Source organism: Arthrobacter sp. HMWF013, assembly GCF_003061105.1.
Taxonomy (GTDB): domain Bacteria; phylum Actinomycetota; class Actinomycetes; order Actinomycetales; family Micrococcaceae; genus Arthrobacter.
The window spans coordinates 2878-16072 of the sequence record NZ_QAIQ01000356.1 but is presented as its reverse complement, the minus strand read 5'-3'; the positions used below and the strand labels follow the sequence as shown (position 1 = coordinate 16072).

15 protein-coding genes are annotated in these 13195 nt (G+C 66.5%); 5 read left to right on the top strand and 10 right to left on the bottom strand.

Annotated features, from left to right (window positions below; all coding sequences use genetic code 11):
* On the bottom strand, positions 1 to 420 hold a 420-nt coding region (locus DBR22_RS13425), incomplete at its 3' end, for an alcohol dehydrogenase catalytic domain-containing protein (RefSeq protein WP_181365174.1).
* A gap of 117 nt (positions 421 to 537) precedes the next feature.
* Complete coding sequence (locus DBR22_RS24535; protein ID WP_258229198.1) at positions 538 to 663, bottom strand: hypothetical protein; 126 nt, start codon at positions 661 to 663, stop codon at positions 538 to 540.
* Here DBR22_RS24535 and DBR22_RS13420 point away from each other — a divergent pair.
* The gene (locus DBR22_RS13420; protein ID WP_108599430.1) at positions 662 to 1300 is read left to right on the top strand and encodes a LysE family translocator; all 639 of its coding nucleotides are present in this window, start codon (positions 662 to 664) and stop codon (positions 1298 to 1300) included. The two genes, DBR22_RS24535 and DBR22_RS13420, sit on opposite strands and share 2 nt — an antisense overlap.
* A 261-nt stretch (positions 1301 to 1561) precedes the next feature.
* On the opposite strand, the gene DBR22_RS13415 is transcribed toward DBR22_RS13420, so the two are convergent.
* Positions 1562 to 2428: an SDR family oxidoreductase gene (locus DBR22_RS13415; RefSeq protein WP_108599429.1), complete on the bottom strand. Its 867-nt coding sequence runs from the start codon at positions 2426 to 2428 to the stop codon at positions 1562 to 1564.
* Between the two features lie 142 nt (positions 2429 to 2570).
* Here DBR22_RS13415 and DBR22_RS13410 point away from each other — a divergent pair, with 142 nt between their 5' ends.
* Together DBR22_RS13410 and DBR22_RS13405 are read left to right on the top strand one after the other, a co-directional pair.
* Positions 2571 to 2990: a winged helix-turn-helix transcriptional regulator gene (locus DBR22_RS13410; protein ID WP_108599428.1), complete on the top strand. Its 420-nt coding sequence runs from the start codon at positions 2571 to 2573 to the stop codon at positions 2988 to 2990.
* A gap of 97 nt (positions 2991 to 3087) precedes the next feature.
* A complete protein-coding gene (locus DBR22_RS13405) occupies positions 3088 to 3450 on the top strand; it encodes a hypothetical protein (RefSeq protein WP_258229197.1) in 363 nt (120 codons plus the stop codon).
* 5 nt (positions 3451 to 3455) lie between these two features.
* Here the strand turns inward: DBR22_RS13405 and DBR22_RS13400 are convergent, their stop codons facing one another.
* Positions 3456 to 4205 (bottom strand): 3-hydroxybutyrate dehydrogenase, encoded by a 750-nt coding sequence (locus DBR22_RS13400; protein WP_108599426.1) that lies wholly within the window; start codon positions 4203 to 4205, stop codon positions 3456 to 3458.
* A gap of 56 nt (positions 4206 to 4261) precedes the next feature.
* Entirely contained in the window at positions 4262 to 5644 is a 1383-nt protein-coding gene (locus DBR22_RS13395) for an MFS transporter (protein WP_108599425.1), read from the bottom strand.
* Positions 5645 to 5774: 130 nt separating this feature from the next.
* Here DBR22_RS13395 and DBR22_RS13390 point away from each other — a divergent pair, with 130 nt between their 5' ends.
* A complete protein-coding gene (locus tag DBR22_RS13390; protein ID WP_108599424.1) occupies positions 5775 to 6701 on the top strand; it encodes a LysR family transcriptional regulator in 927 nt (308 codons plus the stop codon).
* Here the strand turns inward: DBR22_RS13390 and DBR22_RS13385 are convergent.
* From DBR22_RS13385 to DBR22_RS13375, 3 genes are read right to left on the bottom strand one after another with little or no spacing between them, the layout of a single operon-like run.
* Positions 6691 to 7629, bottom strand: a complete 939-nt coding sequence (locus DBR22_RS13385) for a spermidine synthase (protein ID WP_108599423.1) — start codon at positions 7627 to 7629, stop codon at positions 6691 to 6693. The two genes, DBR22_RS13390 and DBR22_RS13385, sit on opposite strands and share 11 nt — an antisense overlap.
* Before the next feature lie 59 nt (positions 7630 to 7688).
* Positions 7689 to 9239, bottom strand: coding sequence for a D-glycero-beta-D-manno-heptose 1-phosphate adenylyltransferase (gene rfaE2, locus DBR22_RS13380; RefSeq protein ID WP_108599422.1), 1551 nt, complete (start codon positions 9237 to 9239; stop codon positions 7689 to 7691).
* Complete coding sequence (locus tag DBR22_RS13375; RefSeq protein ID WP_108599421.1) at positions 9236 to 10657, bottom strand: aldehyde dehydrogenase family protein; 1422 nt, start codon at positions 10655 to 10657, stop codon at positions 9236 to 9238. The genes rfaE2 (DBR22_RS13380) and DBR22_RS13375 overlap by 4 nt, the downstream gene beginning before the upstream one ends.
* A 125-nt stretch (positions 10658 to 10782) precedes the next feature.
* Between DBR22_RS13375 and DBR22_RS13370 the strand changes: the two genes are divergently transcribed.
* On the top strand, positions 10783 to 11958 hold the full coding sequence (locus DBR22_RS13370) for a glycosyltransferase family 9 protein (RefSeq protein WP_108599420.1): 1176 nt from the start codon (positions 10783 to 10785) through the stop codon (positions 11956 to 11958).
* Between the two features lie 4 nt (positions 11959 to 11962).
* Here DBR22_RS13370 and DBR22_RS13365 read toward each other — a convergent pair whose 3' ends face one another.
* Both DBR22_RS13365 and rfaE2 (DBR22_RS24530) read right to left on the bottom strand, forming a co-directional pair.
* The gene (locus DBR22_RS13365) at positions 11963 to 12715 is read right to left on the bottom strand and encodes an SDR family oxidoreductase (RefSeq protein WP_258229196.1); all 753 of its coding nucleotides are present in this window, start codon (positions 12713 to 12715) and stop codon (positions 11963 to 11965) included.
* Positions 12716 to 12765: 50 nt separating this feature from the next.
* On the bottom strand, positions 12766 to 13195 hold a 430-nt coding region (gene rfaE2 / locus DBR22_RS24530), incomplete at its 5' end, for a D-glycero-beta-D-manno-heptose 1-phosphate adenylyltransferase (protein WP_258229195.1).

Below are 13195 nucleotides of genomic sequence, written 5' to 3'. Positions count from 1 at the left end.
ATCCCGGACCGCCTGCAGCGCGGTAACGGCCGAGATGGGTGCGGCCGCAGCCCCTTCGAAGCTCAGATTGGCTGGCTTGCGGGCCAGCAGCTTTTCCTTCGCGCAGACGTATTCGGCAAAAGACCCCTCACAGGTGCCGAACACCTCATCGCCTGGCTGGAACCGGGTCACGCCGGCCCCAATGGTTTCCACGACGCCGGCCACCTCCCGTCCACGGACCGGCACCTTCGGCTTCCTCAGCCCGTAGCCAAAGAGCCTGATGAGGTAGGGCAATCCCGTCATGAGGTGCCAGACTCCTTGGTCGACGCCAGCGGCGCGGACCCGGATGAGCACCTCGCCTTCAGCTGGTGCGGGCCGGGCAATCTCCCGCAACTTGAGCACGTCCGAATTCCCGTAGACATCCTGCACGATAGCTTTCATGATGGGTCTCCTTCATGATCCGGGTACTCGCTCGAACCGGAGCCGACGGATGGCGTTGGTGACCCGGTTGGCTTTACCATGGCTGGAAACCGCGTCGGTTGGCAACGATTTTCGCAATTAACCCCAAACCGCCGACAACACAAACGTCAGGTAGATGCCGGCGAGGCCCAGCACCATGGCGAGATAGGCGCCGCAGGTGGTCAGCATCGACCCTTGGCGGAGGCCGAGGTTACTATCAGGCATGGTTCCCCTCACCAATCTCCTGGCGTTCGCCCTGGCGTCGCTGGTCCTCATCGCCATTCCCGGCCCCAGCGTGCTGTTTGTCATCGGCCGTTCGCTCGCCCTCGGGCGAAAGGGCGGGCTCCTGAGTGTGCTAGGAAATGCCCTCGGCATGGTGCCGCAGATCATCGCGGTGGCCTTGGGAGTCGGCGTGGCACTGGCACAGTCGATAGTGCTGTTCACGATCATCAAGTTCGCCGGCGCAGCCTATCTGGTGTATCTCGGCATTCAGGCGATCCGGCACCGGGGCGGACGTACGACGACGACGGCCGGCCGAGTGCCGCCGTCGTCCACCTGGCGCATGCTGGGCGAGGGATTCCTGGTGGGTGCCACGAACCCTAAATCGATCGTTTTCTTCGTGGCCGTGCTGCCGCAGTTCGTTGACTACCGGGCCGGCAGCATCCCGCTGCAGCTTGCGTCGTTGGGCGCGGTTTTCCTGCTGATTGCGCTCGCCTCCGACAGCGTCTGGGCACTGGCCGCCGGCAGTGCCCGGCACTGGTTTGCCCGTTCCCCGAAGCGCATCTCCACCCTCAGCGCCGCCGGCGGAGTCATGATGATCGGCCTCGGCGGAACGCTGGCGCTGACGGGCAGCAAGTCCTGACAACCGCCAACGCTCCCCCACCTCATGAACCGGTCAGAAAAGTGAGAGAGCGTTGGGTCAAAACCTGCAGGAAGTGCCAGAGCGTTGGGTCAAAACCTGCACGAAGTGAGAGAGCGTTGGGTGAAAACCTGCAGGAAGTGAGAGAGCGTCTGGGAAGGGTGCCTGGCGGCGGGGACCTAGCCGACCGCCTTCTTCACGGCACCCGCCTTTTTCACAGCACCCGCCCTGTTACGGCAACGCGTCCGCTACTCCGGGTTCCCGTCAGACGGCGGCGAGGGCGGAGCGCACTGCGGCGGGCATCGGGGTGGTGGGACGGCCGATCAGGTCGCGGAGATCGGAGCCACCCACCTGCAGGTCGCCGCGCGCGATGCCGAGGTCAGAGTCCGCCAGGATGTCGGCGAAGGCCTGCGGCACGCCAAAGCCTGCCAGCAGCCCGGCGTAGTCCCCGGCCGGAAGGTCCTGGTAGGCCACGGTCTTGTTGGACGCAGTGCTGATTTCCAGGGCAAGTTCAGCCAGCGTGAACGAGTGGTCCCCGCCCAGCTCGTAGACCTTGCCGGCCTGGTTCTCAGTTGCAACCAGCACGGCGGCGGCAGCCTCGGCATAGTCCACGCGGGACGCGGCGCTGACCTTGCCTTCTCCGGCGCTGCCGGCGAGGGCGCCCTGCGCCAGCGTTCCAGGAAGCTGCTCGGTGTAGTTCTCGAGGTACCAACCATTGCGGAGGATCGCGAACGGGATTCCGGAGTCCTTGAGGATGGCCTCGGTTGCCTGGTGTTCGGCAGCCAGTTTCATGCCGGTGGTATCGGCGTTGGCAATGCTGGTGTAGGCAATGAGCCCGACGCCCTGGGCCTTCGCGGCCTCAATGACGGTGCGGTGCTGCTCAACCCGCTGGCCTACCTCGCTGCCGGAGATCAGGAGGACTTTGGTGGCGCCTTCAAGGGCCTTCGCCACGGACTCGGCGTCCGTGTAGTCCATGGCCCTGACCTGCACGCCGCGTGCTGCGAAATCCGAAAGCTTCGCGATGGAGCGGCCTGCGGCCACAATTTCCGCTGCCGGAAGCTTGCGCTCCAGCAGTGCCTCGACGACGTGGCGGCCAAGCTGTCCGGTTGCTCCGGTAATAACGATGCTCATGGGTGGTTCCTTTCACCATCTCTAAAGGGGGTCACCCTGCACAACGAGGAACCTGGCAAATAACTTCCTCAGGGAGAGTACGCACTTTAAAGTAAGGTACTAACCCATAGGTTAGGTACACATCTTTCGGTAAGCTAAAGGCATGGCGAACAGCAACCTTGAAGTAAGTCTCCTGCCGGCTCCACTGCCGGTGGACTTTGCCGACGGCGTGTTCCCCGCAGGGTGCCCCAGCCGCACGGTGCTGGACCACATCACCTCCAAGTGGGGCGTGCTGGTCCTGTTGTCACTCTCTGAGGGCGAGCAGCGGTGGAGCGAACTTCGGCGCCGCGCAGAAGGCATCAGCGAGAAGATGCTCGCGCAGACCCTGAAAACCCTTGAAAAGGATGGCCTGGTGCTCCGGAACGCCCAACCGGTCATACCGCCGCGGGTGGACTACAGCCTGACTGGGCGCGGCTATGAACTGACCGCACTGCTGGTCCCGCTGGTCACGTGGGCTTACAAGAATGCCGACGACATTATCAACGGCCAGCGCTCAGCGGCAACTCTGTTCGGGGAGGGCTGACGGGAATGCTTCCAAGTGGTGGCCAGATAAAAAACGAGTACATGTTACTGGTGTGACTGGTGTGAATAGCGCATAACGTATTCCTAAGGTGCCAGCCGTGAATAGGAGGACCATCCTCTGCTGGGAGCGTTCCGGCAACCGCACCGCAGCGAGCGGCCAGGTGCTGCTCCAAGGAGTGGTTTCAATGGTGAAAACGCACGTCCAGGACCTGGCCAGTATGGGCCAGCCGCTTAGCCTGTCGGCCCTCATCGCCCGGGCCATGGCCCGCATCAGCGGCTGGGTCCGAAGAACGCTGGCTCCGAGGAGCCCTTACCGGGTGGGCGATGCGGTGGTGGCAGAGGATCCGTTCAACGGCCGGCGCGAAGGGATAGTGGTATCCCGCCGCGGTCCGAGTGTTGGAGTCGGGACCGCGGCGGGAATTTACTATGTCGACCACCGCCTGCTCAAGCGGCAGGATTAGGTGCCTTAGCGGGCGGACCAGCCGCCGTCCATGGTGTAGCTGGCTCCGGTGACCATGCCTGCGTGATCGGATGCCAGCCAGGCCACCAGGGAGGCCACTTCCTCCGGCTCAACCAACCGTTTGATGGCGGCTTCGGTGAGCATGACCTTGGCGAGGACCTCGGATTCCGGGATCCCATGGACCTTGGCCTGGTCGGCGATCTGCGACTCCACCAGGGGGGTGCGGACATAGCCGGGGTTGATGCAGTTGGACGTCACCCCGCGCTCCCCGCCCTCCAGCGCCGTCACCTTGCTCAGCCCTTCCAGGCCGTGCTTGGCGGATACGTACGCGCTTTTGAACGGGGAGGCACGGATCCCGTGCACCGAGGACAGGTTGATGATGCGGCCGAATCCGCCGGCATACATGTGCGGAAGGGCTGCCCGGATAAGCAGGAACGGCGCTTCCAGCATGAGGGTGATAATCCGGCGGAACTCCACCGGATCAAAATCCTCGATAGGGCTGATGCGCTGGATTCCGGCGTTGTTCACCAGGATGTCGCAGTCCAGGCTCAGGGTAGCGAGCTTGTCCACGTCCAGCAGGTCAACGGCCCAGGCGGTGCCGCCCACCTCGTCCGCGAGGGCTGAGGCGCCGGCAGCGTCGACGTCGGCAACCACCACCTTCGCCCCACGCGCGGCGAGCTCGCGGACACACGCTGCGCCGATCCCGCTGGCACCGCCGGTCACGAGGGCCTTGCGGCCGTTCAGTGTGTTTTCCATAGCAGATCCCGTTCCCATCGTGTCCCTCATTCTTCAGGCGTCAGCGGTTCAAGAGCTCAGCGTGAGCTTGCCGTGAGCAGCCCCTCGCGTTCGGCGTCGGCCCTGTCCACTTCTTCCAGGGCGATGCCTTTCGTCTCCTTAAGGCTCAACACTGCCACCGTGGTGATGGCACACGCCACTACCAGGTAGATGGCCGTGGGAAGCCAGGACCCGGTGTCCTTGAGCCACTGGGTGGCCAGGAGCGGCGCCAGCGAACCGGCGAAGATCGAGGTGACCTGCGAACCCAGGGACACACCGGCGTAGCGCATCCGGGTGGGGAAGAGCTCAGCCATGATGGCAGGCTGCCCGGCGTACATAAACGCGTGGAGGCACAGGCCGATCGTCACGGCGAGGACGATCACAAACGCGTTCTTGGTGTCGAACATCGGGAAGGCGAAGAACGGCCAGGTGGCGCCGGTGATGGCACCGATCAGGTAAACCGGCTTCCGCCCCCAGCTGTCCACGAGCCGTCCCACCTGCGGGATGACCAGGAAGTGGATGACGTGGGCGATCAGGAGCGCCAGAAGCAGCGAGGACGTGTCGTACTTGTGGACGCTCTTGAGGTAGACAATCGCGAAGCTGACCACCAGGTAGTACATGATGTTCTCCGCGAAACGCAGCCCCATGGCCTGCAGGATTCCCTTGGGGTACTTTTTCACCACTTCGAAGACGCCGTAGCTGACGGCCTGTTCCTTCTCCACCAGGGCCTTGGCCTCGAGGAAGATGGGGGCTTCGGTGACGTGGGTGCGGATGTAGTAGCCAACGAACACGATCACGGCTGAGAGCCAGAACGCCACACGCCAGCCCCAGCTGAGGAATGCTTCCGGGCTGAGGGTGGAGGACATGATGTACAGGACCAGGGTGGCCAGCAGGTTGCCCACGGGAACGGCGGACTGGGGCCAGCTGGACCAGAATCCGCGGGACTTGTTGGGGCTGTGCTCGGCGACCAGAAGGACGGCGCCGCCCCATTCGCCACCGAGGGCGAAGCCCTGGATGAAGCGGAGGAACACCAGGAGTGCCGGCGCAAGGTAGCCGATGTCGGCGAAGCCCGGGAGGCAGCCCATCAGGAACGTGGACACGCCGATGATGATGATGGTGAGCTGAAGCGTGGGTTTGCGGCCCAGCTTGTCGCCGATCTGGCCAAAGACGATGCCACCGAGCGGGCGGGCCACGAAGCCCACGGCGTAGGTGATGAAGGCCTGGATGATGCCGTCCAGCTCGTTGCCGGTGGCGGGGAAGAAGTACTTGCCAAAGACAAGGGTTGCCGCAGTGGCGTAGAGGAAGAATTCGTACCATTCCACTACCGTGCCCACCATTGAGGCGGCCACGATCTTCTTAAGTCCGGATCCCTTGGATGCGGGTCCGGCGGCATTATCTGCCGAGCGCTGCTCTACGCTCATTGAGTTTCTCCTTAGTGTCCACTTTGACACGCGCTGTGATCCACAGCACTAATGGCTCCACTGAGTATCCCTGCACAAAGTTGGGCATTCAATGGCCAATCCAGCAGGAGCCATGTGCATAATTGCAGACATGAAGGCTAACCCTGATGACCTGCTGGTGCTCCTTGAGGTGTCCAGGTCAGCAAGATTTACGACGGCGGCGCAGGCCCTGGGGCTGAACCACACCACTGTTTCACGCCGGATCGCCGCGCTGGAGAAAGTACTGGGCGGCCGCGTCCTCGCCCGGGCCGCGGGCGGCTGGGAGCTTACGGAACTTGGAACCGAAGCGGTCCGGGTTGCCGAGCAGGTGGAAGCGGCAGTCAGTGCGCTGGGACCGGCCGGCCAGGTACCGGACCCGATCACCGGCGCCGTCCGCATGACGGCGACTGACGGTTTCAGCGCCTACATCGCCGCCCCTGCCGTGGCCCGGCTGCGCAGGGACCACCCCGGCCTCAGCGTCGAGGTGGTCACCATGACCCGGCGCGCGCTGCAGCAGCGCTCGGGGCTGGACATTGAAGTAGTGGTGGGTGAGCCGCAGGTCCACCGCGCCGAGGCCGTACGGCTGGGCGAATACATGCTGGGGATGTACGCCTCCCGCGCCTACCTGGCGGAGAACGGAACGCCCGCCAGCGTGGCGGAACTGACGGAGCACCCCCTGGTGTACTTTGTGGATTCCATGCTGCAGGTTGACGATCTCGACGCTCCGCGCCGCCTGGTGCCGGCCATGCGGGACGGACTCACCTCCACCAACGTGTTTGTCCATGTGGAGGCCACCCGTGCCGGAGCAGGCATCGGTTTCCTGCCCTGTTTCATGGGTGATCTGCACCAGGACCTGGTCCGCCTGCTGCCGGATGAATTTGCCGAACTTCTGCCCTATTGGATGGTGCTCCGGCCCGACTCAATGCGGCGCCCGGCCGTGGCAGCGGTAGTACAGGCACTCAGGGACCAGACCCTGGCGCATCGGGAAGCACTGCTGGGGCGGGCAAAACCCCGTCCTGAACGGGCCCCTACGGATTAACCAGCGGGGGTGGTGCGGGGTCGTGGCGCACGGGCGAGCCTGCGGCAAAGGCGCGGACCTGGGCGTCGCTCCAGATGTGCGCCGGCACGGCACCGCCCAGGAGCCGCCGGGCAAGCTGCGGGTCGCCGTCGAGCGGGCTGTCGCTCCCGGCCATCACCATGTTCCCGTAACGGCGCCCCTTAAGCATGGCGGGATCGGCGATGATGAGCGTGTGCTCAAAGGTGGCCGCGATGGTGGCCGCGTCCTCGCGGGCGTTCTTCAGATCGGGGGCGTCGCCTGAGTTCACCACGTAGATCCCGCCGGGCGCCAGGACCCGCCTGATGTGGCCGTTGAACTCCGCCGTGGTGAGCGGACGCGGCGTCAGGGATCCGGCAAAAACGTCGCGGATGATGAAGTCCCGGCTATCCTCCGTCAGCGTCTCGGTGACAGCGCGTGCTTCGCCCACCCGGAGCCGCAGCAGGGGTGCCTTGGGGAGGTCGAACCAGCCGCGGACGTACTCCGCGAGCTTGCCGTCAAGTTCCACCACCACCTGGCGTGCGTCGGGGTAGGCGGAATGGAAGTAGCGGGCCAGGGAACAGGCGCCCCCGCCCAGGTGCAGGCCGCGCAGCTTGTGGGAATCCGTTGCCTTGGACTGGCCGCCCTTGGGCTGCAGCGGCCAGCGGGCCTCGATCAGCGCCGCCATCCAGCGCATGTATTCAAAGTCCAGGAACAGCGGGTCCGCGAGGTCGATGTGGGAGCTCATCACACCGTTGATTTTCAGGAGCCAGCCATTGGAATTGTCCTGGTCCGCGATCAGCTCACAGTCGCCGGTATCTATGTAGTAGACGCCCTCAACGGGGCCGTCCGGCCGGGTTCCCTTTGGCACGTCGATGACGCCCGCCGCCGGACGCTGGCTGTTCCGGCCGCCTGACTTGCCGCGTTTAGCCATTATCCGTGTGCCGCTTCAGTCATGGTTCAACCCTAGAGGACGGGCCATGGTGTAGCAGCCTAGTCTGCCTGCACGGCACCCTTGCCGGCCTGGATGCGCTGCACCACGGCGGAGGTGGACCGTTCCGCGACGTAGTCCAGGATGGCCACCCGCCCGCCGTATTCTTCCACCACGTCCGTTTCCGCCAGCATTTCCGGGGTGTAGTCCCCGCCTTTGGCATAGACCTCGGGCTGGAGCCGGCGGATCAGCGGACTGGCCGTGGGGGTGTCAAAAACTGTTACGTAGTCCACACAGCTGAGTGCGGCGATCACGGCTGCGCGATCAGCCTCAGTGTTGATGGGCCGGCCGGGGCCTTTGAGCCGGCGGACGGAGTCATCGCTGTTCAGCGCCACCACCAGGATGTCGCCGAGCTGTTTGGCCTGCGTGAGGTAGCGGGTGTGGCCGCTGTGGAGGACGTCGAAGCAGCCGTTGGTCAGCACGATCCGCTGCCCCTGGGCCCGGTGCGCCTGCACCTGCCGGGCAAGTTCGTCCGCCGGCAGGGCGGTATCGGCAAAGCTCTCCAGGTGCCTGCTGAGCTGGGCTGTGCTGCACACTGACGTGCCCGGCTGGTGGACCACCACGTCCGCGGCTGCCTGGGCCAGATCCAGGCTGGCAGTCAGCGGCAGACCCACCGACCTGGCAAGGGTAAGGGCCGCAACAAACGTATCGCCGGCGCCGGACGCCTGCTTTTCCGCCGCAGGGCGAGCCCAGGTCCGGTGGGTGCTGCCATCCGACGAAAAGAGCACCGTCCCGTCCCGGTCCAGCGTGACCACAACTGCCCGCGCTCCCGTGGACTCCAGGAGCGCCTCCCGGTGCCTGGTCACCACGTCGATCCTGCCGGCCCCGCCGGGAAGGCGCAGGTCCAGTAAACGTGCCGCTTCCTGGGCGTTGGGGGTCACCAGGTCCGGCCGGAGCACCGCCCAGGGCCGGGGATCATGGGCGTCAATCACCGTCAGCGGGCGTGCCGTTGTTGGTTCCGGCGCGGTGTCCCCGGCCGCGAGCGCTGTTAGAATGGCAGCCTGAACCGGATTAGCCAGCACGCCGGTGCCGTAGTCGCACACCATCACCGCGTCCTGATGTTCGACGGCGGCGGCAACTGACGCTGCGAGCGCGGCCAGCGCCTCGGCCGGAACCGTGCTGGCAGAGTCATCGATGCGGAGCATCACCTGGCCACCGCTGCTGATGCGGATTTTGGTGGTGGTGACCATGGCCGGATGGCTATGCAAATGGCTGACGTCGATTCCGGCATCCTCAAGTTTCCGGCGCAGGGCCGCCCCGGCGTCGTCGTTGCCGATAATCCCGGCCACGGACACCCTCGCACCGAGGGCTGCGAGGTTCATCGCTGTGTTGGCGGCGCCTCCCGGAGCGGATTCCCGGGAGGTGATGTCAACCACCGGTGCGGGTGCCTCCCGGCAGAGCCGTTCGATGGTTCCGCTCCACCAGCCGTCGAGCATCACGTCGCCGATGACCAGAATGGCAGTGCGTTCGGCAGCCAGACGCCTGGGAAGCCAGCCGGACAGGGCACGCTGGCTGGAGAGGTTTTCCTGTCCGGCCTGGTCCCGCGGGGTCATGGCGCACCTGCCGCGGACTGCTGCGGCGGAGCGGCAAGATGGACCACCTTCACACGGGAGAATTCGTCCAACAGTTCGGGCCCGTACCCGAAGCCGTGGCCGCTCACGCCGCGGGGCTGCGCCGAACCTCCGGGGGCGCCGCCGAACACCTCATTGATTTTTACTGTCCCCACCGGAAGGGCGGCGATGGCCTGCTGGGCGTGCGCTATGTTTCCGGTGAGCACGGTGGCGGCCAGGCCGTACCTGCCGCCGGCAGCCTGGCGAAGCCCTTCCTCAAAGCTCGCCACCACCTGCACCGGTGCCACCGGCCCGAACGTCTCCTCTGTCATTACCTGCATGCGGTCCGTGCATTCCAGCAGCACGGTGGCCGGGTAGAAGGCACCGGGCCCTTCGGGGACGGAGCCGCCTTCCACCGCGTGTGCCCCGAGTTCCCGGGCCTGCGCCACGTGCGCATGAACCGCGTCCCGCATCCGGGTGTCCACCAGCGGGGCCAAGGTTCCGTTGCTGTTGCGGAGCGCGGCCTCGGCTTCCAGCGCAGCGCAGAATGGGCGGGCAATGTCCGCGTGGACGTAGATCCGCTCCACCGAGGTGCAGATCTGGCCGCTGTTGCTGAACGCTCCAATGGCCGCCTGCTCCGCCGCCCAGAGGGGGTCCACGTCCCGGTCCACCAGCAGCGGGTCGTTCCCGCCGTTTTCGCGGACCACGTGCGCGCCGCCGAGCAGACCGGCCTCGGCGATCCGTGCCCCGGCCTCGCTGGACCCCACATGGGCAATGACGTCCACCCCTGCCTGGGTGAGGAGCTTCCCCACACCCGCCCCGCCGGAGAGCGTGGTGAGCACACCTGGCGGGAAGGCCGGCGCCAGCACCTCGCCCAGTGCCTCGCCAAGCCGCGGGCAACGTTCGCTCGGTTTGTGGACCACCGTATTGCCGGTGACCAGAGCCGCGCCGATCAGGCCGCACGCAACAGCCACAGGATCATTCCATGGCGTCAGCAGCACGGCCACTCCGCGGGGTTCGGCCACGGTGTAGTCGGAGGCGAACCGGTTGCCGTTCAGGCTGTGCCCGCGGTGCACCGGGCCCAGCTCTGCATACTGCACCAGTGTGGACACCCCGGCATCGATCCCGGCCAGGGCTTCCTCCACCGGGCGCCCGGTCTCGCTGGCGTTCAGGCCCGCCAGTTCAGCCGCGGCAGCCTTCATTGCCCGGGCTGCGGCGTGGAGCCCGGCGCCCCGCTCGGCGGCAGGTCTCGCCGCCCATCCGCCGGCCGCCTCCCGGGCAACCTTTACTGCATGCGCCACGTCCGCCGGTTCCGGCTCGGGGACGGACCACAGGACCTCGCCTGTCCGCGGATCCCGGACAATGATCCCGGCGTGGTTGGATGCGGTCTGAGCGGCAATGGGCATGGCCTTCGTATCCATGGAACTCCTCCCTGGGGCACTTCTCCTTGCTGTCCCTTACCCCGGGTGGCGGCGTTTACACGGAGGTAGCCACGCCGTCCGTCCGTCCGTAGGGTGGCAGCAAGCGCACGGAAGGAAACGGTCCAATGGAAGATCCCGGCAACGGACCCGCTGAAAGACCAGCCGCTGGCCCCGGACCCGCCGCCGGCCCGGGCGTCGGCCCGCTGCTGGACAAATTCCGGGACATCACCCGGATCGCCCTGTTGCGCGGTGGCGGACTCGGCGACCTGATGTTTGCCCTTCCCGCCGTCTCCGCGCTGAAAGCGGCCTATCCGGGCTCCACGGTGACGTTGCTGGGGACGCCCCTTCAGGACGCCCTGGTGTCCGGCACCCTCAGTGCACTGGACGACGTCATGGTCCTGCCGTTCGCCGAAGGGGTGCGTCCGGGCCAGGAGGAACCGGCCGCCGTCGAACGGTTTTTCAACACCACGCACGAACGGCACTTCGATCTCGCGGTGCAGCTCCACGGCGGCGGACGCTATTCCAACCCGTTCCTGCTGCGGCTGGGGGCCCGGCACACAGTGGGATCCGCCACCCCGGATGCGGTGCCGCTGGAACGGACGCTGCCTTACACCTATTACCAGCACGAACCGTCGCGCGCCCTGGAGGTGGCGGGCCTCGCCGGCGCGGCGCCAGTGCTGCTGGAGGCCAGGCTGAACCCGCGGGCCCGCTTCGTGGCGCAACTGCCTGCGGCGCTGTGCACCGAGCTGCCGCCCGGGGACACCCCCCTGCTGGTCATCCATCCCGGCGCCAGCGACCCCCGCCGCCGCTGGCCGGCCGAAGCTTTCGGAGCCGTCGCCCGGGCAGTGGCCGACGACGGCGGCCGGGTGCTGGTGATCGGTGACGCCGGCGAAAAGGGGCTGGCGGAAGCCGTGGTGAGTGCCGCCGTCGGGCACTCCACCGGGAACGGTGCCGGGCCTGTCATCAACGTTGCCGGCCGGCTGGAACTGGGCGAACTGGCGGCCCTGCTCGCCCGGGCTGATGCCGTCCTGGCCAACGACAGCGGTCCCCGTCACCTGGCGCAGGCTCTGGGAACACCAACCGTGGGGATTTACTGGGCCGGAAACGCGCTGACCTCAGGCCCCCTCGGACGGGGCAGGCACCGGATCCACCTGTCCTGGGTGACGCGTTGTCCGGCGTGCGGCGCCGACGTGACGCAGGTGGGCTGGACCGCTCCGCGCTGCCCGCACAACGATTCCCTGATGGAGGGAATCGGCTCGGACGGGGTCGCCGCAGACGTCCGGAGCCTGCTGGCACAGTAGCGGGTCACGGCCAGGAGCCCTCCTCCTCGTGGCAGATCAGCATCTCCCGCACTTCGCAGCCCGTCGGCTGGGACAGCACAAACAGGATCGCCTGGGCCACGTTGCCCGGATCGTTGAGCCGGGAATCGTCCTGGGGTTTGTACTGTTCGGTCCTGTCGTCAAAGAAACGGGTCTTCATGCCGCCGGGGATCATGGTGGTCACACCGATCTCCCCGCCGGTCTCAGCCGCCAAGGCGTGGCTGAAGCCGACCACACCGAATTTAGAGGCGCAATAGGCTGTCGCATCGGCCACCGCCCGCTTGCCCAGCGTGGACGCGACGGTCACCACCCTGCCGTGGGAGCCTTTCAGAAATGGCAGTGCGGCCCGGACCACCGAGACGGTGCCGAACAGGTTGACGGCGATCACCTTCTCCCACTCCCCGGCGGCAACGTCCGCCAGCTTGCCGCACCGGTCGATTCCTGCCGCCGTGACAACTGCATCAAGGCCGCCCAACGACTCCGCGGCCTCCCGGACTGCCTGCTCCACCGCCACCCGGTCCGCAACGTCCACCTCGAAGGCTTTGACGCCGGAGACGCTGCTGATGTCGCGGTCCAGGACCACGGGCGTCCCGCCCGCCCTCAGCACTGCGTCGACGACGGCGGCACCCAGGCCGGACGCCCCTCCCGTGACGAGGACGCGGCCGGGTCCGGCCGGTTCGGGCCAGGACGGTCCGGGTCCCGGGGATGGGTCAGTGCTCACTGCTGGATCGGTGGTCATGGTGTTCCTTTCATATGGACGGCAGGTTCATCAGGTTGTTGCTTCCGGGCCTAGCTGACTTTCCCGAGGGCATCTGCGAGGACCGTGGTGGAGCGGGCCGGCTGGTACGGCACGGTAACGCAGCGCCCGCCCCAGCTCTCCACCAGCTCGGCTTCAGGCAGCCGGGCCCCCTTGTAGTCCCCGCCCTTGACCCAGATATCGGGCCGGAGGCGGTCCAGGGCGGCTTCCGGGGTGTCCTCGTCAAAAACCAGGACCGCGTCCACGGATTCGAGCGCCAGGAGCAGTTCAGCCCTGTCGTGCTGGTTCATGATGGGGCGCTGTTCGCCCTTCAGCCGCCGCACCGACGCATCGGAGTTCAGGCAGACGACCAGGCAATCCCCCAATTCCCGGGCAGCGGTGAGCGATCTGACGTGCCCGGCATGGAGCAGATCGAAACAGCCGCCCGTGGCAACCACCGTTCCGCCGTTGTCCCGCACCCGG

What these genes read in the sequence shown, in the direction of transcription:
- DBR22_RS13420 (WP_108599430.1), top strand. Translation starts at nt 662, where the DNA reads ATGGTTCCCCTCACCAATCTCCTGGCGTTCGCCCTGGCGTCGCTGGTC.
- DBR22_RS24535 (WP_258229198.1), bottom strand. Translation starts at nt 663, where the DNA reads ATGCCTGATAGTAACCTCGGCCTCCGCCAAGGGTCGATGCTGACCACC.
- DBR22_RS13415 (WP_108599429.1), bottom strand. Translation starts at nt 2,428, where the DNA reads ATGAGCATCGTTATTACCGGAGCAACCGGACAGCTTGGCCGCCACGTC.
- DBR22_RS13410 (WP_108599428.1), top strand. Translation starts at nt 2,571, where the DNA reads ATGGCGAACAGCAACCTTGAAGTAAGTCTCCTGCCGGCTCCACTGCCG.
- DBR22_RS13400 (WP_108599426.1), bottom strand. Translation starts at nt 4,205, where the DNA reads ATGGAAAACACACTGAACGGCCGCAAGGCCCTCGTGACCGGCGGTGCC.
- DBR22_RS13395 (WP_108599425.1), bottom strand. Translation starts at nt 5,644, where the DNA reads ATGAGCGTAGAGCAGCGCTCGGCAGATAATGCCGCCGGACCCGCATCC.
- DBR22_RS13390 (WP_108599424.1), top strand. Translation starts at nt 5,775, where the DNA reads ATGAAGGCTAACCCTGATGACCTGCTGGTGCTCCTTGAGGTGTCCAGG.
- DBR22_RS13385 (WP_108599423.1), bottom strand. Translation starts at nt 7,629, where the DNA reads ATGGCTAAACGCGGCAAGTCAGGCGGCCGGAACAGCCAGCGTCCGGCG.
- rfaE2 (WP_108599422.1), bottom strand. Translation starts at nt 9,239, where the DNA reads ATGACCCCGCGGGACCAGGCCGGACAGGAAAACCTCTCCAGCCAGCGT.
- DBR22_RS13375 (WP_108599421.1), bottom strand. Translation starts at nt 10,657, where the DNA reads ATGGATACGAAGGCCATGCCCATTGCCGCTCAGACCGCATCCAACCAC.
- DBR22_RS13370 (WP_108599420.1), top strand. Translation starts at nt 10,783, where the DNA reads ATGGAAGATCCCGGCAACGGACCCGCTGAAAGACCAGCCGCTGGCCCC.
- DBR22_RS13365 (WP_258229196.1), bottom strand. Translation starts at nt 12,715, where the DNA reads ATGACCACCGATCCAGCAGTGAGCACTGACCCATCCCCGGGACCCGGA.